Here is a 24,293-nt window from a genome sequence, read left to right as displayed (position 1 = left end):
GGATGACGGTGCGGGCTCGACGTCATCCCGGAGAATGAGATCGGGCCCGCACCCTCGTCAGAGCTTCTTCTGCCATGCCCCGGCGTAGGAGACCGGCACGAAGCCGATGGCCTCGTTGATGTTCAGCATCGGCCGGTTCTCCTCGGCGTTGAAAGTGGAGACGACGGTCGACTCCGGCATCAGCTCCCGCCAGCGGAGCAGGTTGGCGCATTTGACGATGGTTCCCAGACGATGGCCACGGTGGTCCTTGCTCACCAGCGTTCCGAACTGGTGCGTCACACCCGTGCGATCGGCGGCGATGAGGAGTTCGTTGTACGCGACGATGGTCCCGGACGGGACATGACGCACTGCCGCCACGGAGACAGCCTGCCCGGCGCCGAGCAGTCGCGCCTCACGCCGCACCACCCGCTCGGCGTCCCATACCTCTTCGACGAAGTCCATGTCGCCGCTGGGTGCGTCCGTGGACAGCCGGGCGAGCACAGCGGCGAACCCTGCCCTCAGCTCCGGAGGCGTGGGCATGTCCCATTCGAGCAGTGCGTAGTCTTCGCCCGCCAGAGCGATCGCGTCGCTCAGGGCCGCGCGAAGCAGGTCCGAGTCGCCTCGGAGGTCGTACTCACTGTTGCGCTCCACCTGTTCGAGGACGAAACCGCGTGCCTCCGCGAGGTCGGAGAGCGGCGTCGCCGGTACGCGCCCCCAGCCCGTGCGGGGAATCAGCATCCGTTCGCTCTCCTCGGGACGGTGCAGACTCCAGATCTGCAGGACACTCCGACCGTGCGCGCGCGCTTCCGCCTCCGCTGTGTCGAGGAGCGCCTCTTCGACGCCACGGCCCCAGTGGGCCGACGGAACCAGCAGGTCGATCTCCGCGGCGTGAGCATCGGCTTCCTGGGCGAAGGAGATCGTCACCATGCCGACGATGTCGCCGTCGATACGGGCGACGAAGCCCACGTCGAGTGCATCCGTGTCGTCCTGCCAGTTCGGCAGCATCTGCGCGGCATCCGGTGCGAGGTCCGGGAGGCCCACCTGCTCATCGCAGACGAGCCTGTTGAGCTCGCCGAAGGCGAGGAACTCGGCGGCATCCTCGCTCTGCAGGCTGACCGGGACGATCAGCGGCGTGATCGTGGTTTCCATGGTCTTCATGTCTGTTCTTCCGTGCGGGGTGTGTGGAGGGGATTGTGATGGGACGGCGCCCGCTCGCGGGTGAGGCGAGCGGACGCCGTCGCAGAGATGCTCGTCATGGACTCGACGGCCTCAGCGCATGCCGCGCTGCATGTCGTACGTGAGCAGGGCGTACGACTCGGCGGCGGAGCGATGACGCTGCTCGCCGAGGAGGAACAGGTCGGCCGGATCGATGCGCAGGCCGCGACGGGTGTGCCGCGGACGCTGTGCCCTCTGGAAGAGCCAGAGGCCGATCCTGAGGGAGAGACGATCTGCCATCGAAAGGCGACGCAGTTCATCGGGGCGGGGAATCTGGAGGACCTCGTGGTCCTCGATATCGGGCGGGTGGATGTCGCTGCGGTGCAACGTGGTGTTCACGGTGGTTCCTTCGGAAGTGATGGTGATGATGGGTGCGGAAGCACCGCACGTCGGCTGCGGATGCAGCTGCGAACGGTGCGGGAGAGCAGGCGTCGACGCAGGCCGAAGAGGCGGCCAGCGGATGCGGGATGTGCCGAGATCTGCGTGGCAGATCTGCGGAGGGGGCGCGAGAGAAACGGCCGGACTGGACCTACGGGAGGTCTGGAGAGTCGGGTTGCGGTTCTACGAGAGAGCGCTCATGCGGACGCCGGCGGTTACCGAGAACGCAGGGCGCGGCGCAAAGTGCGCGGGCGCGGCGAGGCCAGTGGCCTGTGCGTTGAGCTGAGTCGTAATCATCGGTAACCTCCTTTCGTGTGGCGATCCGGAGGCCACCGTAGCGAACCCGCGAGAGCCACGTCAAGCACATACTGTTCCGCTCGGCGTGTCGCCGGCCTCTTGAGTTCGCCGTCGACCCGCGCGGGATGAGGCTCCAGGCCCGGAATTCCGGTAGCGTAGCCGCGTGATTCTCCCCGGACGAGCGGTGCCCGTATGCATCTGAAGAGCCTGACGCTCAAAGGGTTCAAGTCGTTCGCGCAGCCGACGAGCTTCGTCTTCGAGCCCGGGGTCACCTGCATCGTCGGACCGAACGGTTCCGGAAAGTCGAACGTCGTCGACGCGCTCGCCTGGGTGATGGGCGAACAGGGTGCGAAGACTCTCCGCGGCGGGAAGATGGAAGACGTCATCTTCGCCGGCACGTCGACACGCGGTCCTCTCGGTCGGGCCGAGGTGCAGCTGACGATCGACAACTCCGATGGGGCGCTGCCGATCGAGTTCGCAGAGGTGACGATCAGTCGCACCCTGTTCCGCAACGGTTCGAGCGAGTACGCCATCAATGGCGAGGGCTGTCGTCTCCTCGACGTTCAAGAGCTTCTGAGCGACTCGGGACTCGGACGCGAGATGCACGTCATCGTCGGCCAGGGACGTCTCGACACCGTGCTGCAGGCGTCGCCCGAGGACCGCCGAGGATTCATCGAGGAAGCGGCGGGAATCCTCAAGCATCGACGTCGCAAGGAGAAGACGCTCCGCAAGCTCGATGCGATGGAGACGAATCTCACCCGATTGAGCGATCTCGCGGGCGAGATCCGGCGGCAGCTCAAGCCTCTGGGAAGACAGGCCGAGATCGCGCGCGAGGCGCAGACCATCGCCGCCGTGGTGCGTGATGCCAAGGCGCGTCTCTTCGCGGACGACGTGGTTTCTCTGCGTGCCGCTCTCGCTGACCACACTCGGACCGAGCACGAGCGCCACACCGAGCGTCTCGTTCTGTCCGACCAGGCGGAGACGGTTCGCGCGAGCATCGCGCGGCTCGAACAGGATCAGAACTCCGTCGCCGTGGACGAGGCGCGCAGCGTGGCGTTCGGTCTCGAGCAGGTGCAGGAGCGGATGCGCGGGCTCTACACGCTCGCGAATCAGCGCCTCGCGCTGCTCGGCACGGACGACGACGATGCCGCGGTCACCGCGATCACCGTGACACAGGCCACGATCGACGAGGCGAGAGCCGAGATCGACACGATCTCTGCGGGACTGGGTGACGCCCAGGACGCGGCAGCCGCCGCGAGCCGAGAGGTCGTGCACGCGCGCGCGGAACTCGACACCCTCGATGTCGACATCGCCGAGCAGAGCGCGCTCGTCTCCCAGTACGACATGCGACTGTCTGCCTTGCGGGGATCCGCCGAGGCTGCGGCGTCAGCTCTCGCCGCGGTCCGAGGGGCGGTTCTCCGCCAGGAGAACGCCCTCGAGGCCGCGAACGCTCGTCGGCGGGAATCGGCTGAGGCACTGGAGTCCATCGACGACGCCGAGGCACCGGAGGGTACGGCCGTCGAGCATGCGGCGGCATACGAGAGCGCGCAGCGGGCCGCCACGGCGGCGGAGACCGAGCGCGAGTCGCTCCGGGAGCGTCTGCACTCGGCTGAGCGTGAAGTCGACTCCTTGACCGCCAAGACATCCGCGCTGAGCAGCGCTCTGGCGCTCTCCGGCGGTGCGGCGGAGATCGTCAGCGCCGGAGGACGTGGCGTCCGCGGCCTGGTCGGCGATGCCGTGCAGGTACGTGCCGGCTATGAGGCGGCGGTGTCCGCGGTCCTCGGGCCGCTTGCGGAGGGCGTGCTCATCGACACGGCGTCTGATGCCTTCGCGATGGCCGTCGAATCGGCGCAACAGCGCAGGGGAGTGGTGGACTTCGTCATCGCCGACTCGCCGCGACCGCACGCGGCGTTGCCGTCCCTGGCAGGCGTCGTGCCCGCCGTCGACGTCGTTACCGCCCCCGAGGGAGTGCTGGGCATCCTGTCGCATGTGCTGATAGCGGATGACCTCGACTCGGCCAGAGCGGCGCGGTCTGCACTCGATGCGAAGGGGGACACCGGGACCACCATCGTCACCCTCGGCGGAGACGTGATCACGGCTCAGACCCTTCGCACCGGCTCGGGCGGTGAGCGCTCGCGTCTCGAGCTCGCGGCTGAACGCGATGCCGCAGCCGAACGCTTGGCGGAGATCCGGATCGTGGCGGACTCGCTCCGTGAAGCTCGTCGGGATGCCGACGAGGCGGTCGAGACGACGAGACGGCAGGCCAAGGAGGCTCTTCGAGCGCTCCGCGAACACGACGCTGCCCTCGCCACGCACGCGGAGCAGGTCAACCGGATCACCGTGCGACACGAATCCGCCGTCGCGGAGTGCGAGAGGCTGGAGACCGGGCTCGCGCAGGCGCAGTCCGCCGTCTCCGAGGCGGAGGAGAAGGCGGAGGCGGCGAAAGCGGCATTGGACGAAGCGATCGCAGCGCCGCGGCCGGTTCTGGATGCATCCGCACGGGACGGGCTCCTCGAAGCTCTCGAGCTGGCACGTGAGGGCGAGGTGCGGGCTCGACTCGAGATCGAGACCCTGCGCGAGCGCGTCCGCGCCGCGCAGTCCAGGGTCGCGAGCCTGGAACGGCAGCGCGAGCAGGAACGTGACGCTGCGGCTGAGGCGGCCCGACGCGCGGTCATCCGCCGCGCGCAGCGGGAGTCGGCCTCAGGCGTTGCGGACGAGTTGCCGCGCATCCTCGATTCGCTCGATCGTTCCGTAGCCGAGGCACGTCTCGCGCTCAAAGAGGCCGAGGCCGCTCGGTCGGCCCAGAACCAGGAACTCGTCGGCCTCAGGGCTCAGGAGGCATCGCTGCGCGAACGTCTGACAGGGCTCACCGAGAGCGTGCACGGGCTCGAGCTGCAGATACACGAGAAGAAGCTGCACCTGAACAGCCTGCTGGAGCGGGTCTCCTCTGAACTGGCCCTGGACGAAGATATTCTCATCGCGGAATATGGTCCTGACCAGCTCGTCCCGCGCGATCCGACCGCGACGACAGCGGCGGACCGAGACACCGGAGACGGCGCCGCGGCGATTCCTTTCGATCGCCGCATCCAGCAGCGCCGTCTCGCAGAGGCAGAGCGCAAGCTGGCGCAGCTCGGACGCGTCAACCCCCTGGCCCTCGAGGAGTTCGCCGCGCTGGAGCAACGCCACGCCTTCCTCACCGAGCAGCTGGCCGACCTCACTCAGACGCGACAGGACCTGCTGACGATCATCGCCGACCTCGACGAGCGGATGCAGACCATCTTCGCGAGCGCCTTCGAGGACACGAAGGAGGCCTTCGGCCAGGTGTTCCCGCTGCTGTTCCCGGGGGGAACGGGCAGCATCTCGCTCACAGATCCCGACAACATGCTGACCACCGGCATCGAGGTGTCGGTCCGTCCTGTGGGAAAGAAGATCGAGCGCCTGTCGCTGCTGTCGGGCGGCGAGAGGTCGCTCGCGGCGGTGGCTCTGCTGGTCGCGATCTTCAAGGCTCGGCCGAGCCCGTTCTACATCCTCGACGAGGTGGAGGCAGCTCTGGACGACGCGAACCTCGGTCGTCTGCTGACCGTGTTCGAGCAGCTGCGGGAGAGTTCGCAACTCCTCGTCATCACGCATCAGAAGCGCACGATGGAGATCGCTGATGCGCTGTACGGCGTCTCGATGCGGCAGGACGGCGTCTCGGCGGTCGTAGGACAGCGGGTCGGCGACCGAGCTGCGGCCGCGGTCTGACCGAGTCCATCGGCGCGCACGCCTTCCATCCGCTGAGCACCCCGTAGGCTGGTGGGATGGCGGAGAAGTCCTGGTCTCTTGGTCGTGCACTGCGCGGCATGTTCGTCAAGCCCACCATCGATGAGACGACCTGGGAGGATCTCGAGACAGCGCTCATCACGGCTGATTTCGGCCCTGACATCAGCGAGCGCGTCGTCGACGAGCTGCGCCAGAAGGTCGACCGTTACCGGACGACCGACCCCAAAGACCTCCAGCGCATGTTGCGGGAGACGCTCGAGGAGCACTTCGCGAAGTTCGACACGACGCTGAAGCTCACCGAGCGTCCCGCAGTGGTCCTCGTCGTCGGCGTCAACGGCGTCGGCAAGACCACGACCATCGGGAAGTTCACCAAGTTCCTCCGGGGGTACCAGCGCAGTGTGGTGGTCGGTGCCGCCGACACGTTCCGCGCAGCAGCGGTCGATCAGCTCGCGACCTGGGCGCAGCGCGGTGGGGCGGCGATCGTCCGTCCGCAGCAGGAGGGTCAGGACCCCGCCTCAGTGGCATTCCAGACGGTCGAGTATGCGAAGCGCGAAGGCATCGAGATCGCGATCATCGACACGGCGGGCCGCCTGCACACGAAGGGCGGCCTCATGGACGAGCTCTCGAAGGTCCGGCGCGTGATCGAGAAGCAGGCGCCCATCAGCGAGGTGCTGCTCGTGCTCGACGCCACCACCGGCCAGAACGGCGTGATGCAGGCGGAGGCATTCCTCGAACACGCCGGCGTCACCGGACTCGTCCTCACCAAGCTGGACGGGTCGGCCAAGGGCGGCTTCGTGCTGGCCGTGCAGGAGCGCACGGGCATCCCGGTCAAGCTGCTCGGACAGGGCGAGGGGATCGATGACCTCACCGGTTTCACCCCTCATGTCTTCGTCCAGTCGCTGGTCGGTTGACGACGGGACTACCGCAGTGAGCACGAGGCTGGTTTCATAGCGTTATGGCGATCGAACACGACTACTTCGGACTCCTGTCCTCGGGCCCGGACGGATCGATCTTCTGGTCGGAGACCGTGGAGCTCGGTGATCAGAGTGTGACCGTGGACCTGACCGCTCCGGACCAGGACGACGTCTCGTCCGATGCGCTCGACATCGCCGCCTCGCTCATCGCGGGCCTGGAGAGCGTCGACGACACGGCGCGTCGAGGCATGCTCGCAGAGGTGGACGACCGCACCAGCGAGGTCACCGAGTACATCCTTCAGCAGCAGGAGGCGTACGGCGATGACTTGCCCGACGTGCTCGTCGACGTGTCGGGAGACGCCGCCGTCGACATCATCCGCTCGCTCCGGCTCATGAGCATGACGATCCTCGCCGACGAGCATGGGGGCTCGGAACCGTTCGCGGTGCTCGAGTACGCGCTCGACGACAGCTCGTCAGATGACGTCCTGCTCGTCAACCTCGGCTCCGACGGCAGCGTGCAGTCGGTGATGAGCGCGGACTAGCCGCACGAGCGGCTACCCCGGGCAGCGACGAGGTCAGACGGCCTGGGCGAATCCGAGATCGGCGCTCGCTGCGATGTGGGAGAGGTGCGCGGGGATCTCGCGGCCCTTGGACGTCATCGACTGCGCCCACAGGCGCCCCGCCCGGTAGGAGGAGCGCACGAGCGGACCGGCGAGGACGCCGAGGAAACCGATGCGCTCGGCTTCCTCCTTGAACTCCACGAACTCCGCGGGCTTCACCCAACGAGAGACCGGGTGGTGCCGCGGTGTCGGGCGGAGATACTGCGTGATCGTGATGATGTCGCAGCCGGCATCGTGCAGATCGTTGAGCGCCTGCACGACCTCCTCCGGCTCCTCGCCCATGCCCAGGATGAGGTTGGACTTCGTGATGAGCCCGGCGTCGCGGGCTTGAGTGAGCACGTTCAGCGAGCGCTCGTAGCGGAAAGCGGGTCGGATGCGCTTGAAGATGCGGGGAACGGTCTCCACGTTGTGCGCGAACACCTCTGGTCGGGCGTCGAAGATCTGGTTGAGGAAAGCCGGATCGGCGTTGTGCTCGTTCGCGAGCAGCTCCACCCCGGTGTTCGGGTTGAGCTCGTGGATCTTCCTGACGGTCTCCGCGTTGAGCCAGGCACCCGTGTCGGGCAGGTCGTCACGGGCCACGCTGGTCACGGTCGCGTACCGGAGGTTCATCCGCTGCACACTCTCGGCGACGCGGCGGGGCTCGTCGGTGTCGTAGTCAGCCGGCTTGCCGGTGTCGATCTGGCAGAAGTCGCAGCGACGCGTGCATTGCGACCCGCCGATGAGGAACGTCGCTTCGCGATCCTCCCAGCACTCGTAGATGTTCGGACAGCCGGCCTCCTGGCACACGGTGTGCAGGTCTTCGCTCTTCACGAGCGAGTGCAACGCCGTGTACTCCGGACCCATCTTCGCCTTGGTCTTGATCCACTCGGGCTTGCGCTCGATCGGTGTCTCGGCGTTGCGGATCTCCAGACGGAGGAGCTTCCGGCCCTCGGGTGCGGCGGTCATGCGTGGGCTCCTGACAGTTCGGGGGTCGAGTATTCGGCGAGAAACGCACGGGTCACGGCATCGACGAGGTCACGGGGCGAGACGGAGGATCCCGTGACCTCGCTCACGGTCGTGACACCCGCGTCGGTGATGCCGCACGGGATGATGCCGCGGAAACCGGCCAGGGAGTTGTCGCAGTTGATGGCGAAGCCGTGCATCGTGACTCCTTGCTGCACCCGTACCCCGATCGCGGCTACCTTGTCCTCGGAGAGCGGGCGGCGCACCCAGACGCCGCTGCGGCCCTCCACCTGATAGCCGTCGACTCCGAGCGGGCGCAGCACCTCGATGAGCAGACGCTCCAGTCGGCGCACGTGGGCGACCACGTCGATAGGCTCGCCGAGGCGGACGATCGGATAGCCGACCAGCTGTCCTGGGCCGTGCCAGGTGATCTTGCCGCCGCGATCGACGTCGATCACCGGCGTGCCGTCGTGCGGACGCTCATGCGGTTCCGTGCGCTTGCCCGCCGTGTACACGGCTTCGTGCTCGAGCAGGATGAGGGTGTCCTGCCGAGTGCCTGCGACCACGTCGGCATGGACCCGGCGCTGAAGCTCCCACCCGTCGAGGTACGGCACCGGCGTAGGAACGAACCCGGGCGTGAGGATCTCGAGCATCACAGAACCGCCTTCGGTGTAAATGGACTGAGAGCAACAATACTCCTTCGGGTCGAGGACGGCGTTCTCGATCCGCGCCGCGCGGTAGCGTGAGTGCATGAGTTCGACGGGGAAAGCCGGGCGCCCGAAGGCATCGTCACGGGAGACGCTCGCCGAGGCTGCGTGCGAGCTCTTCTTGGAACGCGGTTACGCTGCCACTTCGGTGGCGGACATCACGCAGCGCGCCGGGGTGAGCCGTTCGAGTTTCTTCAACTACTTCGCTTCGAAGAGCGACGTGCTGTGGTCAGGAATCGACGAACGGGTCGGTGAGGCTGTCGAGTCTCTCCGGGGCCTGGGCCGGGTCGCGACGGGGGAGTCGGTGCGGGAGATCCTGCTGCGGGTCGTCCACGACTTCGCACCGGATCCGCTTGCTCTCGCCCTTCGCAACGCGGGGGCGATGGGGCTGGAGGACGAGCTCGTGCGCGACACCGGCCTGCGAATGGCACGCTTGTCCGCTGCCGTGTCGCTCGCGGCGTCCTCGGCGGGCGTGGACGTGATCCGGGCCGACATCCTCGGGGCGGCGCACGCGGCTGCGGTGCTCTCGTCGCTGCGCGTGTGGGCAGAGCAGGGCGCGGGGCGCGGAACGCCGGAGACCGTGTTGCGGGAAGCGCTGGCGATGATTCACGACCTGCCCTGGTCCTGAGCCCGCACGGCGCTGAGCGGCGCCGCTTCACTCGCGTAGAATCGTACGCACCATGGCTACCTTTGGCTCGCTCTCCGATCGGCTCACCGAAACCTTCCGCAATCTGCGCACGAAGGGAAAGCTCACCGCCGCCGATGTCGACGGCACCGTGCGCGAGATCCGTCGCGCTCTGCTCGACGCCGACGTCGCGCTCGTGGTGGTCAAGGACTTCACGGCGAAGGTGCGCGAGCGTGCCCTCGGCGACGAGGTCAACAAGGCGCTGAATCCGGCGCAGCAGGTGGTGCAGATCGTCAACGAGGAGCTCGTGCAGATCCTCGGCGGCGAACAGCGCCGCCTGCAGTTCGCGAAGACGGCACCGACCGTGATCATGCTCGCGGGACTCCAGGGCTCGGGTAAGACGACCTTCGCCGGCAAGCTGGCCAAGCAGCTCGAGGGCGAGGGGCACACGCCTCTGCTCGTGGCCGCAGACCTCCAGCGTCCGAATGCCGTCAACCAGCTGCAGGTGGTCGCGGAGCAGGCGGGCGCGACCGTGTTCGCTCCGGAGCCCGGCAACGGCGTCGGCGACCCGGTGAAGGTGTCGCGCGACGGTGTCGAGTATGCCCGTCGTCAGCAGCACGACGTCGTCATCATCGACACCGCCGGACGCCTCGGCGTCGATGCCGAGCTGATGAAGCAGGCTGCGGACATCCGCAAGGCCGTGACCCCCGACGAAGTGCTGTTCGTCATCGACGCGATGATCGGTCAGGATGCGGTGAACACCGCCAAGGCCTTCCAGGAGGGCGTCGATTTCACCGGCGTCGTCCTGTCGAAGCTCGATGGTGACGCCCGTGGTGGCGCTGCGCTCTCGGTGGCCTCCGTGACCGGACGCCCGATCATCTTCGCCTCGACCGGTGAGCGTCTCGAGGACCTCGAACCGTTCCACCCCGACCGCATGGCGAGCCGCATCCTCGACCTCGGCGACATCCTGACCCTCATCGAGCAGGCCCAGCAGGCCTTCGATGAGGAAGAGGCCATGAAGATGGCCGAGAAGCTCGCAACCGAGGCCTTCACCCTCGAGGACTTCCTCGAGCAGCTTCAGCAGATGAAGAAGATGGGCTCCATGAAGAAGATGCTCGGGATGCTCCCGGGCATGGGGCAGATGAAGCAGCAGCTCGACGACTTCGACGAGCGCGAGATCGACCGCACCGAGGCGATCATCCGCTCGATGACTCCGGGCGAGCGACGCAACCCGAAGGTTCTCAACGGCTCGCGTCGGCTGCGTATCGCCCGCGGCTCCGGCATGACCGTCACGGATGTGAACCAGCTCGTGCAGCGCTTCGAGCAGGCCGCGAAGATGATGAAGACCGTCGCTCGTGGGGGTACCCCCAACATCCCCGGCATGGGACCCGTGCCTGGTATGGGACGACCCGGCGCGTCGTCCAAGCGAGGGAAGAAGAGCAAGTCCTCCTCCGGCAAGTCCCGCTCGGGAAACCCTGCGAAGCGTGCAGCGGAGAACGCGGGCATCGCATCCTCCACGACCACGCCCACCGGATCGGGGTTCGGGATCGGCGGCGGTGCTGCCCAGGCTCCGAGCGAGGCCGACCTCGCCGAGATCCAGAAGCTCTTCGGCAAGAACTGAGTGCACTCAGCGCGGCGCCGAGAGCGCTTCGCCGAGTGTCTCCTCGGCACGTCGGTCTGAGCTCGGCTTCGGACGCGTGACGAACTGCCCCAGGACGAGCGCGCCGAGCGTGAGCACGAATCCGATCGCCTGAGGCGCGGTGAAACGCTCACCGGCGACCACCAACCCCAGAAGTGTCGCGACGATGGGGGACAGGAGTGCAAGGAGCCCCGGCGCGACGACCGGCAGCTGCTGGACGCCTCGGAACCAGAGCGTGTACGCGATGATTCCCCCGGCGGTGGCGAGCCACAGGTAGCCGAGAGCGGCATTGCCGTCGATCTCCCGAGGCACGCCCTCGACCATCAGAGTGACCGGTAGCAGCAGCATGCCGCCCGCGCTGAGCTGCCAGCCCGCGTAGGACACGGGCCCCACCCCGACGGGGCGACCCCAGCGTTTGGTGAGGATCATGCCCACACCCGTCGCTGTGACACCGCCGAGCGCAGCGAGAACGCCCCAGAGATCGAGTTCGGCGGCCGGGCCGAGCACGACCAGAGCGACGCCTCCCGCGCCCACGAGAGCCGCTGCGGCCGTGATCGGCCGGATGCGCTCGTGTAGGACGAGCGCTCCGAGAGCCAGGACGATGAGTGGCTGCGCTCCGGCGACGGCGGCGGCGACGCCGCCGGGAAGCCGCTCCGCGGCCAGGAACAGCAGAGGGAAGAAAGCGCCGATGTTGAGCGCGCCGAGGGCGAAGGACTTCCACCACCACGACCCTGACGGAAACCGCCGACTGATGGCGACCGCGAGAAGACCCGCAGGGAGTGAGCGGAGCAGACCCGCGAACAGCGGGTGCCCGGCCGGAAGCAGTTCGGTGGTCACGAGGTAGGTGGTGCCCCAGGCGATGGGAGCAAGAGCAGTGGTCAGCACGAGCGTCATGCGGTTCATGCCTTCAGCCTGCGACCATGGAACCGATGAGTCCAACGCATAATTGCACCATCACGCATGAAGAGAGATCATGAATCGTGGAACTCCAACAATTGCGGTACGTCGTGGAAGTCGCCGACACCCTGAGCTTCACCCGCGCCGCCGAGCGATGCTTCGTGACGCAGTCCGCGCTGAGCCATCAGGTCGCCTCACTCGAACGCGAACTCGGCCGGCGCTTGTTCGTTCGCTCCAGTCGCCAGGTGCGCCTGAGCGAGGCGGGCGAGGCATTCCTCGGTCATGCGCGCGCTGCCCTCCGAGCTGCTGAAAGAGCCAGAGAGGATGCGGCCGCGGTAGACGGTGTCGTCGAGGGGACGCTTCGGGTCGGTGTCATCCCTACGGTGACCGCCGTCGACGTGCCGGCCGTGCTCGTCGCCTACCGTGCGGCGTACCCGGACGTGCGGGTGGAACTGCAGGTCGGGAACAGTGATGTCCTGATGCGCAGGCTCCGGCACGATGAGCTCGATGTCGCCCTGCTGGGCCTGCGCGAAGGCGTTGAACCTCTGGGAGTGGCGTCCCGTGTTCTCTCTCGTGAGCGGCTCGTCGCCGTCTTCCCTCGAGGGCACGAGCTCGCGCACAGGAGCGACATCGCACTGGAGGACCTCGCGGGGATGACGTTCGCGGACTTCCCCGTCGCGACTTCGGGACGAGCCCAGAGTGACGCGGCATTCCACGCGGCCGATCTCACGCGCGATGTGGCTTTCGAAGCCGACTCCGCGACCCTCATCCTCGGCTTGGTGGAGGCGGGATTGGCGGTGACCTTGCTGGCGCCGGGAACCGTCCAGCGCTCCGCGTTCGACGTGTCCATCTCGACAGTGCGCGGTGGCCCGGTGCGGGTCGAGTACCTCGCCTGGGATACGGCGGCACCGAGGAACGTCGCTCGCGCGTTCGTCGGTGTCGTGGAAGCCGTCACGTCGAGCTGGGAGAGCTCGGACAGCGCATGGAGAAGCGGGTCCGGAGCATGAGCTCCGAACCCGCTTCGCCTTCGTGTCAGATCACTTCACGTCGTCGTCGACCCAGTCCATCGACTTCGTGACGGCCTTGCGCCACAGCCGCAGCTGACGGTCGCGCTCTGCTTCGTCCATCGACGGCTCCCAGCGCTTGTCCTCCTGCCAGTTGGCGGAGAGGTCGTCGAGCCCGTTCCAGAACCCGACTGCGAGGCCTGCCGCATAAGCGGCACCGAGGGCCGTGGTCTCCGCGACGACCGGACGCACCACCGGCACGCCGAGGACATCCGCCTGGAACTGCATGAGCGCGTCATTCGCGACCATGCCGCCGTCGACCTTGAGCTCGGTGAGGTCCACACCGGCGTCCGCATTCACGGCGTCGAGCACGTCGCGCGTCTGGAAGGCGACGGCCTCGAGCGCTGCGCGAGCGATGTGGTTCTTGTTCGCGTAACGGGTGAGCCCGACGATCGCGCCTCGGGCGTCAGGACGCCAGTACGGTGCGAACAGACCGGAGAAGGCGGGCACGATGTACACGCCGCCGTTGTCCTCGACCTTGTCGGCCAGCTCTTCCACCTCAGGGGCAGAGGAGATGATGCCGAGCTGGTCGCGCAGCCACTGGATCAGGGATCCGGTGACGGCGATGGAGCCCTCCAGCGCATAGTGCGTCGGCTGGTCGCCGAGCTTGTAGCCGACGGTCGTGAGCAGCCCGTTCTTCGAGTGGACGATCTCCTCGCCCGTGTTGAAGATGAGGAAGCAGCCCGTGCCGTAGGTGTTCTTGCTCTCGCCCTTCTGGAAGGCGGCCTGCCCGAACGTCGCGGCCTGCTGGTCGCCCAGGATGCCGGCGATCGGGGTCTCACGCAGCAGCGAGGAGTCCTCGGCCGCCCCATAGACCTCGGAGGACGAGCGGATCTCCGGCATCATCGATCGCGGCACACCGAAGGCCTCGAGGATGTCGTCGCGCCACTCGAGCGTCTCGAGATCCATGAACATCGTGCGCGATGCGTTCGTCACGTCCGTCACGTGCACACCGCCGTCGACGCCGCCGGTCAGGTTCCAGAGGACCCAGCTGTCGGTCGTTCCGAAGATCAGGTCGCCGGCCTCCGCCTTCTCGCGAGCGCCGTCGACGTTCTCGAGGATCCAGGCGATCTTGGTTCCCGAGAAGTAGGTCGCCAGGGGGAGCCCGACGACGGGCTTGAACCGCTCCACGCCGCCGTCCGCCGCGAGACGATCGACGATCGCCTGCGTGCGGGTGTCCTGCCACACGATCGCGTTGTAGGCGGGCTTGCCGGTGGTCTTGTCCCAGACCACCGCGGTCTCGCGCTGGTTGGTGATGCCGACGGCCGCGATGTCGTGGCGCGTCAGGTCGGCGCGGCTCAGGGCGAGCCCGATGACCTCCTGGACGTTGCGCCAGATCTCCGAGGCGTCGTGCTCGACCCAGCCGGCCTTCGGCAGGATCTGCTCGTGCTCCTTCTGGCCCGTCGCGATGATGCTGCCCTTCTTGTCGAAGATGATCGCGCGGCTCGAAGTCGTTCCCTGGTCGATGGCGAGGATGTAGTCAGCCATGTTGTTCTCCTTTGAATTCAGGTCGTTCAGGCGAGGTGCAGCAGGACGGGCGCTGCGGCAGCGGCGATCGCGCCACCGATCAGCGGACCGACCACCGGGACCCAGGAGTAGGACCAGTCGCTGGAACCCTTGCCCTTGATCGGGAGGATCGCGTGCGCGATACGCGGACCGAGGTCGCGGGCAGGGTTGATCGCGTAACCGGTCGGGCCACCGAGCGAGGCACCGATAGCGACGACGAGCAGAGCGACGGGGAGGGCCGTGAGCGGTCCGAGGCCTCCGGGGGTTCCCACCTCGATGTCGCCGTAGTCCGCGAACGCGAGGATCACGAAGACCAGCACGAAGGTGCCGATGATCTCGGTGACCAGGTTCCATCCGTAGGAGCGGATCGCGGGGCCGGTCGAGAAGACGCCCAGCTTGTTGGCGGCCTCCGGCTCCTCGTCGAAGTGCTGCTTGTAGGCGAGCCACACGACGATCGCACCGATGATCGCACCGACGAGCTCCGCCGCGGTGGCGACGAGGAACATCGGGAAGTCGATCGTGCCGGAGATCAGCAGTCCGATGCCGACGGCCGGGTTGAGGATGGCACCGGAGTACGCGGAGACGAGCACACCGGCGAAGACCGCCAGACCCCATCCCCAGTTGACCATCAGGAAGCCGCCGCCGAAGCCTTTGTTCTTCGCGAGCGCGACGTTGGCGACGACACCACATCCGAGCAGGACCAGCATCGCTGTTCCTACCAGTTCGGAGAGGAAGTAGAGACCGAGATTCACATCAGCCATGTCTTCTTTGACCTTTCTTGTGTGTCGGGGCCCCTCTGCCCCGACACTTTATGGGAGTTGCACCGCGAGGAGGGCGGCAGTCCGAGACCCCGTCAGCCGCGGGCGCGGGACGGGATATCGAGTCCGTGACGTTCGTTCAACAGTTCGCGGGTCTGCTCGACCTCGGCATCGTGGCGCGCTCGGTCCCAGCCGAGCATCGGCGCGAGGGCATCGGCGATCTCGTCAAGAACCTCGGCGGTCGCCCCGCCGGTGAACGCGATGCTGGTGCGACGCAGGATGACATCCTCCAGGCGGGTCACCAGCTCGTTCTGCACCATCCACTCGAGTTCACGCGTGGAGAGGTCACCGCCGGCGAGTGGCGCGTCCGCACCCTGCTCGACGAACTCCCAGACCTGTGCCGCGCGGGTACCGTATCGGGCCAGCAGCTGATCGGCACGTGCGCCGGCGCCGGGAAGGTTCTCCTGGAACCAGATGCGCTTGGCCTTCTCGGTGCGGGGGAACTCGCGCCCACCGCCGATCGCGCGCCCTGCCGTCGAGACCGTCCTGGTGCGATCGATCAGGCCGAGCACCGTGTCGGAGAGGGACTCGCCGAGTGCGCGGAACGTGGTCCACTTGCCGCCGACGAGGCTCACAAGCGGCACGGCGCCCTTCTGGTCGACCTCGACGCGGTAGTCGCGGGAGACGAACCCGGGGGCCGTGTCCTCGTGACGAGGCAGGGGACGGATTCCCGAGAACTTGTAGACGATCTGCTCGCGCGACACCGGAATGGTGGGGAACACGTGGTGGATGAGATCGAAGAAGTAGTCGACCTCCTCCTCGGTGCACACGGCCACTTCGCGTGGATCGGCATCGATGTCGGTGGTGCCGACGAGAACGCGTCCCTTGAGGGGGTAGATGAGGACGATGCGACCGTCGGAGTGCTCGAAGAAGATCTCGCGTCCGCGGGTCGCCTCGAGCAGTTCGGGGTGGTCGAGCACGATGTGCGAGCCCTTGGTTCCTCCCATGAACCTCGTCTCGGTGCCGAGGGCATCGTTCGTGAGGTCGGTCCAGGGACCCGATGCGTTCACGACGACATCGGCCTGCACGGAGAACTCCGTGCCGCTCTCACGGTCGCGGAGCACGACCTTGTCGCCGTCACGAGAGACGGCTTCGACGTAGTTCAGCGCGTGCGCGCTCGGGTGGGCGGATCGTCCGTCCTGGAGCACGTCCAGAGCCAGGCGCTCGGGGTCGTGCATCGAGGCGTCGTAGTAGGTCGCGGTGTACTTGATCTTGGGGTCGAGAGAAGGCAGCTCGGCGAGCGACTTCTTGCGGCCGAGGAAACGGTGCCGAGGAACGGTGCCACCATCGCGCGAGAAGGTGTCGTAGATCGTCAGCCCGATCTTGATGAGGAAGGCTCCGCGCTCCTGCGGCTTGCCGCTCTTGTGCGTGAGGAAGCGCAACGGCGCGGAGAGGATGCCCGAGAAGGTCGAGTAGATCGGGATGGTCGTCTCGAGCGGCTTCACGTAGTGAGGGGCGATCTTCAGAAGACCGTTGCGCTCCTCCACGGATTCGCGGACGAGTCGGAACTCGCCGTTCTCGAGGTAGCGGATGCCGCCGTGGATCATGTGGCTCGACGCGGAGGAGGCGCCGGAGGCGAAGTCCCCTCGTTCGACGAGCACGACGTCGACTCCCTGCAGCGCCAGGTCGCGGAACGTGGAGATTCCGTTGATCCCGCCGCCGATGACGAGGACGCTCGTGCGCCCGGATTCGCGGACAGCGCGAATCTCCGCGCGCTCCGCCGACGAGTGTGTCGAATCGATCATCGTCGACCCTCTCTTCCTTGCTTGCCACCAGCATCGACCTGTGTGACATCCCGCGCAAGCCCACTGCACATATGTGCAAGGATCGAAGCTGAGGAGGACGTCATGGCCGGTGCAAGCGCGGAATCTCGCGACAGCAAGCTGATCGCGGCGCTCACAGCGGCGCAGCTCTACTACATGCAGGACAAGACCATGGAGGTCATCGCGAAGGAACTCGGCACGTCGAGATCATCGGTCTCACGTCTGCTGAGCTTCGCGCGGGAGAGCGGACTGGTCGACATCAGGATCAACTCGCCGCTCGAGCGTCTCGGGATGCTCGAACACCGGATCCGGGATCGGCATCGAGTGGCCGCGCACGTCGTGCCGATGCCGGAGATCCTCAGCGAGGTCGAGCGCCTCGAGCGCGTGGCTCTGACGGCAGGGCGTCTGCTGTCGCAATTCGTCGATTCGAACATGGTCATCGGCGTCGCGTGGGGGTCGACGATCAGCGCTGTGAGTCGTGGACTCACCCAGAAGGAGACCCACAACACGACCTTCGTGCAGCTCAACGGCGCAGGCAACACCCAGACCACGGGCGTCGAGTACTCCAGCGACATCCTGCAGCGATTCGGCAGTGCGTTCGGCGCGCAGGTCCAGCAGTTCCCGGTGCCCGCGTTCTTCGACGATCCTGCGACGCGCGAGGCGATGTGGCGTGAACGCAGCACGCGACGTGTGCTCGATCTGCAGGCGAAGATGGATGTCGCCGTGTTCAGCCTCGGTTCGCCCGCTGCCGAGGTGCCGAGCCGTGTCTATGTGGGCGGGTACCTCGGACGTGACGACTATCGCAGCCTCCGCGAGGACCATGCGATCGGCGATGTCGCCACCGTCTTCTTCCGCTCCGACGGGTCGTGGCGGGACATCCGGGTGAACGCGCGCGCCACGGGCCCCGGCCTGGATCGACTCCGTCGGGTTCCACGCCGCGTGTGCGTCGTATCCGGCATCCCGAAGCTGGTGAGCCTCCGCGCCGCCCTGGCGGCCGGACTCATCACCGATGTGGTCCTGGACGAGGGACTCGCGAGGCGCCTCGTCGAGGACTGAACTGCGGCGTCCGCCGTCAGGCGTGCCGGGAGCTACGGCTCTTCGGTCGACGACTCGGGTCCGGAACGGAACTCCCTGATCAGATGATGCACGACCGCTGCGAGGTCGCCGTCCGCGGCGTCGGCGACGGCGAGCTGACGCGCGTAGCTGGCACCGCCGTCCAGGATCGTGGCGATTCCGCCGAACTCCCGGCCGCATCCGAGTTCGACAGCGGTCGGTGCCAGTGATTCGAGAGCTTCGGACAGATGCTCGCGAACGGGGCGCTGTGTGCCTGTCGCATCCACGATCACACGGGCGTCGAGCCCGTAGCGTGCCGCCCTCCACTTGTTCTCGCGGTGGAACCAGGCGGGAAGCTCGGGGAGGGTCCTCCCTTCGTCGAGCTGACGTGAGAAGTCCTCGACCAGGACCTGCACGAGCGCGGCGACCGAGGCGAGCTCGGGCAACGTCGACAGCCCGTCGCAGGCGCGCACCTCGATGGTCCCCCAGCGCGGAGCGGGACGGATGTCCCAACGCACCTCCGTGGCATCGGCCATCACCCCGGTGCGCACCATGTCGTCGAGATACGATTCGTATTGCGCCCAGTCGTGCAGGGGCCAGGGGAGCCCGGCGGTGGGAAGCTGCTGGAACACGAGCGCGCGGTTCGATGCGTAGCCGGTCCGCTCTCCCGCCCAGTAGGGACTCGACGCGGCGAGCGACTGTAGATGAGGGAGGTACCCCGCGAGGGCGTTGATGATGGGGAAGACCTTGCGCTGATCCTCGACGCCGATGTGCACGTGGATGCCCCAGATCATCATGTTGCGCCCCCACCACTGCGTGCGCTCGATCAGCGTGTGGTAGCGCGACTTGTCGGTCACCTGCTGGTCGTACCACTGTGCGAACGGGTGACTTCCCGCCGACAGCAGCTCGATGCCAGCGGGATCCGTCGCCGCGCGGACCGCCGCGATGGCGTTCCCGATGTCGTCGACCGCGTGCGCAACGGAGTCGCCGATGCCGCTCGTCACCTCGATCGTGTTGGTGAGCAGCTCGCCCGTGACGGTGTGTCGCTCGTCCGCACTCTCGGCTTCGAGCGCGGCGAGCAGTTCGGGTGCGCGCCCGACGAGGTCACCGCTCACCGGATCGGCGAGCATGATCTCCCATTCGAGACCGACGGTGGACCGGGCCGAAGAGGCGAACTCGAGTTTCACCCGCACAGTCTGGCACGCAGCAGGCGCGACACGGCAACGGGGGTTTCGCCACGTTTCGCGCCCGGCCCTCGGATCTGGCAGAATAGAGGGTCGGACGACCTGCTCGACCCTCTATCCAGCAGGAGTCCACACTCATTAGAGCTTCCGCCGGGTGTGCACCCCACTCTCCAGGCGACCGGTTCGTTTCCTTCCACACAATTCAGGAGAATCGTGGCTGTCAAGATTCGTCTCAAGCGCCTGGGCAAGATCCGCGCGCCGTACTACCGCATCGTCGTCGCCGACTCGAAGACCAAGCGCGATGGTCGCGTGATCGAGGAGATCGGCAAGTACCACCCCACCGAGGAGCCCTCGTTCATCGAGGTCGACTCCGAGCGTGCGCAGTACTGGCTCTCCGTCGGCGCACAGCCGACCGAGCAGGTCGCTGCCATCCTCAAGATCACGGGTGACTGGGGCAAGTTCAAGGGCGACAAGGACGCGAAGTCCACGCTCAAGGTCGCCGAGCCGAAGGCCCCCTTCGAGATCGACGCGTCCAAGAAGTCCGTCGTCAAGCCCAAGGCCGAGAAGAAGGCGGAGGCTCCTGCTGAGGAGGCTCCCGCCGCGGCCGACGCGGAGGCCGCTGAGGCTCCCGCAGCAGACGCAGAGTAATCCGCCGTGCTCGCCGCCGCGCTCGAACACATCGTCAAGGGGATCGTCGATCACCCGGAAGATGTCCGCATCAACGAATCCACATCGCCGCGAGGCGACCTCCTCGAGGTGCGTGTGCACCCCGATGATCGTGGACGCGTGATCGGGCGCGGCGGCCGCACCGCGAAGGCCCTTCGCACCCTCGTCAGCGCACTCGCTGACGGGCGGCGGGTCCGCGTCGATGTCGCGGATGACTGACGTGGTGGCGAAGGACCGCAACCAGGGCAAGAACCAGCTGCGAGTCGGGCGTCTCGTCAAGGCGCATGGGCTCAAGGGCGGACTCAAGCTCGAGCTGTACACAGACAACCCCGAGGGGCGCTTCGTCCCCGGAGCCGGTTTCACGTTGCAGGTGCCCGAGGCATCTCCGTGGCACGGCAAGGAGATCACGGTGCGCGAGTACCGGGTGATGAACGGCAACCCCGTCGTGTTCTTCCAGGATGTCGAGGACCGCGACGCGGCTGACAGCCTCGTCCGTGCCATCCTCTGGATCGATCAGGATGTCGACGAGGCCGAAGACGATGCGTGGTTCGATCACCAGCTCGTCGGCCTCGAGGTGGTCCGCGATGACACCGTGATCGGTCGGGTCGTTCGGGTGGAGCATTTCCCCGCACAGGACCTCCTCATCGTCAAGGCAGGCGAGGACGAGGTGATGGTGCCCTTCGTCTCCGCCATCGTCCCCACCGTCGATGTGCAGGCCGGTCGCGTGATCGTCACCCCGCCGCCCGGCCTCTTCGAGGAGCTCCCGGAGTCCACTGACGCCGAGCCGCAGGCAGGCGCGGACGCCGACGCGTCCGAGTGATCGCTGATACGGGTCCCCGTGCGCATCGACGTCCTCTCGATCTTTCCGTCCTACTTCGACGGTCTGACGCTCTCGCTGCTCGGAAAGGCTCAGGCGACCGGGATCATCGATCTCCGCATCCGAGACCTTCGCGACTGGACCTCGGACCGTCATCGCACCGTTGACGACACCCCCTACGGCGGCGGAGCGGGCATGGTGATGAAGCCGGAGCCCTGGGGACTCGCCCTCGATGACATCAGCGAAGCAGCCGCCGCAACGGTCGCTGAACGTCCCACCATCATCTTCCCGTCGCCCGCCGGAGAGGTGTTCACCCAGAAGACCGCGCGTGATCTGGCGACTCGCGAACATCTCATCTTCGGCTGCGGCCGCTACGAGGGCATCGACGAGCGCGTGTTCGAGTACGCCGCCGAGCGGGGCGATGTCCGGCTGATCAGTCTCGGCGACTACGTCCTCAACGGGGGAGAGGTCGCCACGATGGCGATGATCGAGGCCATCGGCCGGCTGATCCCTGGTGTCGTCGGCAATCCCGAGAGCCTCGTCGAGGAATCCCACGAGGACGGTCTGCTCGAGTATCCGTCGTACACCAAGCCCGCATCGTGGCGGGGACGATCGGTGCCCGACGTGTTGCTGAGCGGAAACCATGCGGCGATCGCCGCGTGGCGCCACGAGCAGCAGATCGAGCGAACACGGTCGCGCCGTCCCGATCTCCTCGACGACACGTCGCCGTCTTCCTGACCGAGGCCTCGAACCGGGAACGTGTCTCTCAGAGCATGCGCTCGGAGGCGCCGTCGATCTCGAACACGACCCCGTGTGGGTGCCTCAGCCCGAGTGCGGTCGAGGCATCCAACCCTCGCAGTTCCGCACGCAGCATGCGCCCGATCATCTCGTGACTGATGAGAAGGGGGATGCCTTGTGACACCCATCCGCAGCTGCTGAGCGCCTTGCGTGCGCGCGCTCTCGCCTGCGCGTAGCTCTCCCCGCCGGGAAAGGCCCACCCGTAGCGGTTGGCCGCCCGCTCTTCCCTTGCGGTCGGATACTCCGCGTCGATCTCCTCCCACGTCAGGCCGCTGAGCTCGCCATGGTCGAGCTCAGCGAGCTCGGGCACCTCGACCACGTCGGCACCGAGGCGCTCTGCGACGATCGTCGACGTGTGTACCGCCCTGCCGAGCGGACTGGAGCACACCGTGCGCACGTCGACGTCCGTCAACCGATCCGCGATCGCATGCGCTTGTTCGACTCCCTCGGGAGTGAGGGGCGAATCGAGCCGTCCCTGCAGGCGATGCTCTCTGTTCCACTGGGTCTGCCCGTGACGCGCGAGGAGCACTCGCTCCGGCACATGACGATCCTGCGGAATCATGGACTCAGGATGGCACACCGGAGCGCCGACCGCGCCTGCGTGCTACGTCTGCACGACCCGATACGACGATCAGTACCGTGGCAGGTCAGTCGACGCCGAGGAACGACCGGTCGGTCAGGATGATCGGGCCCTGCTCGGTGATCGCGATCGTGTGCTCGGAGTGCGCGCCGCGGGACCCGTCTGCGCTGCGCAGCGTCCACCCGTCGGGGTCTGTGACGAGTTCGTCGGTCGTGGCGAGAAGCCAGGGCTCCAAGGCGAGGACGAGGCCGGCGCGCAGGGGGAAGCCACGACCGGGGCGGCCGTCGTTGGGGACGTGGGGATCGCCGTGCATCGTCCGGCCGACGCCGTGGCCGCCGAAGTCGGTGTTGATCGAGTAACCCTCACCGTGTGCGATCGTGGCGACCGCTGCGGAGATGTCGCCGATGCGGTTCCCGACGGATGCGGCGTCGATCGCCGCGGTCAGGGCGCGCTCGGTCGTGTCGATGAGTCGGAGATCTTCGTCGCTGGCTGTTCCGACGACGAACGAGACGGCGGAATCGGCGACCCAGCCGTCGACTGCGACAGCGAAGTCGAGGGTGACGAGGTCGCCATCGCGGAGCACGTAGTCATGGGGGAGGCCGTGCAGCACGGCGTCGTTGACGGAGGTGCAGATGACCTTCCCGAACGGACTCGCTCCGAACGAGGGGTGATAGTCGATGTAGCACGACTCGGCGCCGGCGCGACGGATCATGTCGTGTGCGCGACGATCGATCGAGAGCAGGTTGGTTCCGACCTTGGTCTCGTCACGCAACGTCGCCAGGGTTTCGGCGACGAACCGCCCTGCGGCGCGCATCTCTTCGATCTCGGCGGGGGTGCGCAGTTCGATCATCGGTTGTCCTCTCGTCCCTCCCATTCTCCCTGATCGTGAGGCCGAGGAAGGCCGAGCGCTCTCAGCGAACACAGGAGCGCGCGTCGGATCGTCGTCGTACGATCTCAGCATGTGGTTGCGACAGGCCTACTTCCGATGGCTTCTCCCGGCGGCCTTCCTGCTGCCCCTGTGGCTGCTGATCGGGTGGGGTGTCTTCCAGGGCGGCTGGTCGATCCTGTGGGTGCTGCTCGTGGCCATGCCCTCCGTGTTCCTCGGGCAGCTTCTCCTCACCCTTCTGACGCGGTCCCGTCCGTCCGTCCGCATCGAGCGAGCGGTCTCGTGGTGGGACGTCGCCGGGTTCACGATCTGGAACGGCCTCACGATCGCGGTCGGGTTCTTCATCGACGGCGCATTCCCGTGGTTGCTCACGGGGGCTATCGTCGCGGGGATCGCGCTGATCTGGCTGCAGTTGTGGCAGCTGTGGAACGAAGCGAGGGGAAGTGGGGCGCGGTTGCGCGAGACCATCTCCTGGTCCACGATCCCCACCGTCGATGAGCCGACCGTGCCGACGCGTGCGCACGAGGTCATCGTGGTGCGGGAGACGGACATCCGGGACTGACATCGCGTTTTGGCCCGTCACCGCATTCGTGGCAGAATGAATGTTTGTGCTGTGACCGGCTCTGCCACAGGGGAGCCCGCGGACGCGTCAGCTCCGTACAGTTCAACCCTTTTCTTGTTCCTTTAAATACATGCATGCGACCTGTGGCGGGTGCAGAGAGAGACGATCATGCAGATCCTCGACGCCGTCGACGCGGCTTCCCTCCGTTCGGACATCCCGGACTTCTTCCCCGGTGACACCGTCAAGGTGCACGTCAACATCACCGAGGGCAACCGCTCTCGTATCCAGGTCTTCCAGGGCGTCGTCATCGGTCGCCAGGGTGACAGCGTGCGCGAGACGTTCACCGTGCGCAAGATCAGCTTCCAGGTCGGCGTCGAGCGTACCTTCCCGGTGCACTCCCCGGTGATCGACCACATCGAGGTCGTCACCCGCGGTGACGTGCGTCGCGCGAAGCTCTACTACCTCCGCCAGCTGCGTGGCAAGAAGGCGAAGATCAAGGAGAAGCGCGACCGCTGAGTCGACGCATCTCCGAAGCACCCCGGGACACGATGTCCCGGGGTGCTTCGTTCTCCCTCCGGTGTGCGACCCTAGATATCGTCGCCGCGCGCCGGCGCATGATCG

24 protein-coding genes are annotated in these 24,293 nt (G+C 66.9%); 13 read left to right on the top strand and 11 right to left on the bottom strand.

The genetic code is table 11. The features are described 5' to 3' along the window. Window positions 1-57: 57 nt before the first annotated feature. Both MOX01_RS11700 and MOX01_RS11695 read right to left on the bottom strand, forming a co-directional pair. Entirely contained in the window at window positions 58-1,137 is a 1,080-nt protein-coding gene (locus MOX01_RS11700) for a GNAT family N-acetyltransferase (protein ID WP_141369832.1), read from the bottom strand. Between the two features lie 111 nt (window positions 1,138-1,248). Next, window positions 1,249-1,533, bottom strand: coding sequence for a hypothetical protein (locus tag MOX01_RS11695; RefSeq protein ID WP_061017650.1), 285 nt, complete (start codon window positions 1,531-1,533; stop codon window positions 1,249-1,251). Between the two features lie 528 nt (window positions 1,534-2,061). Between MOX01_RS11695 and smc the strand changes: the two genes are divergently transcribed. The 3 genes from smc to MOX01_RS11680 are packed head-to-tail and all read left to right on the top strand — an operon-like array spanning window position 2,062 to window position 7,087. Then, window positions 2,062-5,613 carry a chromosome segregation protein SMC gene (gene smc, locus MOX01_RS11690; protein WP_141369830.1) on the top strand — a complete coding sequence of 1,184 codons (3,552 nt, stop codon included), beginning with the start codon at window positions 2,062-2,064 and terminating at the stop codon, window positions 5,611-5,613. Between the two features lie 56 nt (window positions 5,614-5,669). Further along, complete coding sequence (ftsY, locus tag MOX01_RS11685) at window positions 5,670-6,542, top strand: signal recognition particle-docking protein FtsY (RefSeq protein WP_045265192.1); 873 nt, start codon at window positions 5,670-5,672, stop codon at window positions 6,540-6,542. Between the two features lie 44 nt (window positions 6,543-6,586). After that, complete coding sequence (locus MOX01_RS11680; RefSeq protein ID WP_046748457.1) at window positions 6,587-7,087, top strand: DUF2004 domain-containing protein; 501 nt, start codon at window positions 6,587-6,589, stop codon at window positions 7,085-7,087. Between the two features lie 33 nt (window positions 7,088-7,120). Here MOX01_RS11680 and lipA read toward each other — a convergent pair whose 3' ends face one another. Together lipA and lipB are read right to left on the bottom strand one after the other, a co-directional pair. Then, window positions 7,121-8,110, bottom strand: coding sequence for a lipoyl synthase (gene lipA / locus MOX01_RS11675; protein WP_046747083.1), 990 nt, complete (start codon window positions 8,108-8,110; stop codon window positions 7,121-7,123). Then, entirely contained in the window at window positions 8,107-8,760 is a 654-nt protein-coding gene (gene lipB, locus MOX01_RS11670; protein WP_061017677.1) for a lipoyl(octanoyl) transferase LipB, read from the bottom strand. Before lipB ends, lipA begins: the two co-directional genes overlap by 4 nt. 97 nt (window positions 8,761-8,857) lie before the next feature. Between lipB and MOX01_RS11665 the strand changes: the two genes are divergently transcribed. Continuing rightward, window positions 8,858-9,442 (top strand): TetR/AcrR family transcriptional regulator, encoded by a 585-nt coding sequence (locus MOX01_RS11665; protein WP_046747082.1) that lies wholly within the window; start codon window positions 8,858-8,860, stop codon window positions 9,440-9,442. A 52-nt stretch (window positions 9,443-9,494) separates the two neighbouring features. Continuing rightward, window positions 9,495-11,060, top strand: a complete 1,566-nt coding sequence (gene ffh, locus MOX01_RS11660; protein ID WP_141369828.1) for a signal recognition particle protein — start codon at window positions 9,495-9,497, stop codon at window positions 11,058-11,060. A 6-nt stretch (window positions 11,061-11,066) separates the two neighbouring features. On the opposite strand, the gene MOX01_RS11655 is transcribed toward ffh, so the two are convergent. Further along, window positions 11,067-11,981 (bottom strand): EamA family transporter, encoded by a 915-nt coding sequence (locus MOX01_RS11655; RefSeq protein ID WP_058630602.1) that lies wholly within the window; start codon window positions 11,979-11,981, stop codon window positions 11,067-11,069. Between the two features lie 77 nt (window positions 11,982-12,058). On the opposite strand from MOX01_RS11655, the gene MOX01_RS11650 reads away from it, so the two are divergent. Beyond that, window positions 12,059-12,982 carry a LysR family transcriptional regulator gene (locus tag MOX01_RS11650; protein ID WP_058630603.1) on the top strand — a complete coding sequence of 308 codons (924 nt, stop codon included), beginning with the start codon at window positions 12,059-12,061 and terminating at the stop codon, window positions 12,980-12,982. 30 nt (window positions 12,983-13,012) lie between these two features. Here the strand turns inward: MOX01_RS11650 and glpK are convergent, their stop codons facing one another. The 3 genes from glpK to MOX01_RS11635 form a co-directional block, all read right to left on the bottom strand. Further along, window positions 13,013-14,527, bottom strand: a complete 1,515-nt coding sequence (glpK, locus tag MOX01_RS11645) for a glycerol kinase GlpK (RefSeq protein WP_058630604.1) — start codon at window positions 14,525-14,527, stop codon at window positions 13,013-13,015. Window positions 14,528-14,553: 26 nt separating this feature from the next. Further along, window positions 14,554-15,306 carry an MIP/aquaporin family protein gene (locus tag MOX01_RS11640; RefSeq protein ID WP_028501983.1) on the bottom strand — a complete coding sequence of 251 codons (753 nt, stop codon included), beginning with the start codon at window positions 15,304-15,306 and terminating at the stop codon, window positions 14,554-14,556. Between the two features lie 92 nt (window positions 15,307-15,398). Next, window positions 15,399-17,108 carry a glycerol-3-phosphate dehydrogenase/oxidase gene (locus MOX01_RS11635; RefSeq protein ID WP_061017655.1) on the bottom strand — a complete coding sequence of 570 codons (1,710 nt, stop codon included), beginning with the start codon at window positions 17,106-17,108 and terminating at the stop codon, window positions 15,399-15,401. A gap of 102 nt (window positions 17,109-17,210) precedes the next feature. Here MOX01_RS11635 and MOX01_RS11630 point away from each other — a divergent pair, with 102 nt between their 5' ends. Next, window positions 17,211-18,182, top strand: coding sequence for a sugar-binding transcriptional regulator (locus MOX01_RS11630; protein ID WP_021200458.1), 972 nt, complete (start codon window positions 17,211-17,213; stop codon window positions 18,180-18,182). Window positions 18,183-18,214: 32 nt separating this feature from the next. Here MOX01_RS11630 and MOX01_RS11625 read toward each other — a convergent pair whose 3' ends face one another. After that, on the bottom strand, window positions 18,215-19,366 hold the full coding sequence (locus tag MOX01_RS11625) for a glutamate--cysteine ligase (RefSeq protein ID WP_046747076.1): 1,152 nt from the start codon (window positions 19,364-19,366) through the stop codon (window positions 18,215-18,217). A 210-nt stretch (window positions 19,367-19,576) separates the two neighbouring features. Here MOX01_RS11625 and rpsP point away from each other — a divergent pair, with 210 nt between their 5' ends. The 4 genes from rpsP to trmD are packed head-to-tail and all read left to right on the top strand — an operon-like array spanning window position 19,577 to window position 21,584. Further along, window positions 19,577-20,011: a 30S ribosomal protein S16 gene (gene rpsP / locus MOX01_RS11620; protein WP_046747075.1), complete on the top strand. Its 435-nt coding sequence runs from the start codon at window positions 19,577-19,579 to the stop codon at window positions 20,009-20,011. A gap of 6 nt (window positions 20,012-20,017) precedes the next feature. Beyond that, window positions 20,018-20,248, top strand: a complete 231-nt coding sequence (locus tag MOX01_RS11615) for an RNA-binding protein (protein WP_017830729.1) — start codon at window positions 20,018-20,020, stop codon at window positions 20,246-20,248. Then, complete coding sequence (rimM, locus tag MOX01_RS11610) at window positions 20,241-20,849, top strand: ribosome maturation factor RimM (RefSeq protein ID WP_061017658.1); 609 nt, start codon at window positions 20,241-20,243, stop codon at window positions 20,847-20,849. Before MOX01_RS11615 ends, rimM begins: the two co-directional genes overlap by 8 nt. 18 nt (window positions 20,850-20,867) lie before the next feature. Next, window positions 20,868-21,584 (top strand): tRNA (guanosine(37)-N1)-methyltransferase TrmD, encoded by a 717-nt coding sequence (gene trmD / locus MOX01_RS11605; protein ID WP_058630607.1) that lies wholly within the window; start codon window positions 20,868-20,870, stop codon window positions 21,582-21,584. Between the two features lie 28 nt (window positions 21,585-21,612). Here the strand turns inward: trmD and MOX01_RS11600 are convergent, their stop codons facing one another. Both MOX01_RS11600 and map read right to left on the bottom strand, forming a co-directional pair. After that, on the bottom strand, window positions 21,613-22,206 hold the full coding sequence (locus tag MOX01_RS11600) for a histidine phosphatase family protein (RefSeq protein ID WP_227750938.1): 594 nt from the start codon (window positions 22,204-22,206) through the stop codon (window positions 21,613-21,615). Between the two features lie 85 nt (window positions 22,207-22,291). After that, window positions 22,292-23,074, bottom strand: a complete 783-nt coding sequence (gene map, locus MOX01_RS11595) for a type I methionyl aminopeptidase (protein ID WP_046747071.1) — start codon at window positions 23,072-23,074, stop codon at window positions 22,292-22,294. Between the two features lie 109 nt (window positions 23,075-23,183). On the opposite strand from map, the gene MOX01_RS11590 reads away from it, so the two are divergent. Together MOX01_RS11590 and rplS are read left to right on the top strand one after the other, a co-directional pair. Beyond that, window positions 23,184-23,672 (top strand): hypothetical protein, encoded by a 489-nt coding sequence (locus tag MOX01_RS11590; protein WP_058630609.1) that lies wholly within the window; start codon window positions 23,184-23,186, stop codon window positions 23,670-23,672. A 168-nt stretch (window positions 23,673-23,840) separates the two neighbouring features. Then, entirely contained in the window at window positions 23,841-24,188 is a 348-nt protein-coding gene (gene rplS, locus MOX01_RS11585) for a 50S ribosomal protein L19 (protein WP_045265383.1), read from the top strand. Window positions 24,189-24,293 lie beyond the last annotated feature (105 nt).

The organism is Microbacterium oxydans (genome assembly GCF_006540085.1).
Taxonomy (GTDB): Bacteria; Actinomycetota; Actinomycetes; order Actinomycetales; family Microbacteriaceae; genus Microbacterium; species Microbacterium oxydans.
The sequence above is the reverse complement of the archived record's forward strand: the minus strand, read 5'-3'. Positions and strand labels throughout refer to the sequence as shown.

What these genes read in the sequence shown, in the direction of transcription:
- MOX01_RS11700 (WP_141369832.1), bottom strand. Translation starts at nt 1,137, where the DNA reads ATGAAGACCATGGAAACCACGATCACGCCGCTGATCGTCCCGGTCAGC.
- smc (WP_141369830.1), top strand. Translation starts at nt 2,062, where the DNA reads ATGCATCTGAAGAGCCTGACGCTCAAAGGGTTCAAGTCGTTCGCGCAG.
- ftsY (WP_045265192.1), top strand. Translation starts at nt 5,670, where the DNA reads ATGGCGGAGAAGTCCTGGTCTCTTGGTCGTGCACTGCGCGGCATGTTC.
- MOX01_RS11680 (WP_046748457.1), top strand. Translation starts at nt 6,587, where the DNA reads ATGGCGATCGAACACGACTACTTCGGACTCCTGTCCTCGGGCCCGGAC.
- lipA (WP_046747083.1), bottom strand. Translation starts at nt 8,110, where the DNA reads ATGACCGCCGCACCCGAGGGCCGGAAGCTCCTCCGTCTGGAGATCCGC.
- lipB (WP_061017677.1), bottom strand. Translation starts at nt 8,760, where the DNA reads ATGCTCGAGATCCTCACGCCCGGGTTCGTTCCTACGCCGGTGCCGTAC.
- MOX01_RS11665 (WP_046747082.1), top strand. Translation starts at nt 8,858, where the DNA reads ATGAGTTCGACGGGGAAAGCCGGGCGCCCGAAGGCATCGTCACGGGAG.
- ffh (WP_141369828.1), top strand. Translation starts at nt 9,495, where the DNA reads ATGGCTACCTTTGGCTCGCTCTCCGATCGGCTCACCGAAACCTTCCGC.
- MOX01_RS11655 (WP_058630602.1), bottom strand. Translation starts at nt 11,981, where the DNA reads ATGAACCGCATGACGCTCGTGCTGACCACTGCTCTTGCTCCCATCGCC.
- glpK (WP_058630604.1), bottom strand. Translation starts at nt 14,527, where the DNA reads ATGGCTGACTACATCCTCGCCATCGACCAGGGAACGACTTCGAGCCGC.
- MOX01_RS11640 (WP_028501983.1), bottom strand. Translation starts at nt 15,306, where the DNA reads ATGGCTGATGTGAATCTCGGTCTCTACTTCCTCTCCGAACTGGTAGGA.
- MOX01_RS11635 (WP_061017655.1), bottom strand. Translation starts at nt 17,108, where the DNA reads ATGATCGATTCGACACACTCGTCGGCGGAGCGCGCGGAGATTCGCGCT.
- MOX01_RS11630 (WP_021200458.1), top strand. Translation starts at nt 17,211, where the DNA reads ATGGCCGGTGCAAGCGCGGAATCTCGCGACAGCAAGCTGATCGCGGCG.
- rimM (WP_061017658.1), top strand. Translation starts at nt 20,241, where the DNA reads ATGACTGACGTGGTGGCGAAGGACCGCAACCAGGGCAAGAACCAGCTG.
- MOX01_RS11600 (WP_227750938.1), bottom strand. Translation starts at nt 22,206, where the DNA reads ATGATTCCGCAGGATCGTCATGTGCCGGAGCGAGTGCTCCTCGCGCGT.
- map (WP_046747071.1), bottom strand. Translation starts at nt 23,074, where the DNA reads ATGATCGAACTGCGCACCCCCGCCGAGATCGAAGAGATGCGCGCCGCA.
- MOX01_RS11590 (WP_058630609.1), top strand. Translation starts at nt 23,184, where the DNA reads ATGTGGTTGCGACAGGCCTACTTCCGATGGCTTCTCCCGGCGGCCTTC.
- rplS (WP_045265383.1), top strand. Translation starts at nt 23,841, where the DNA reads ATGCAGATCCTCGACGCCGTCGACGCGGCTTCCCTCCGTTCGGACATC.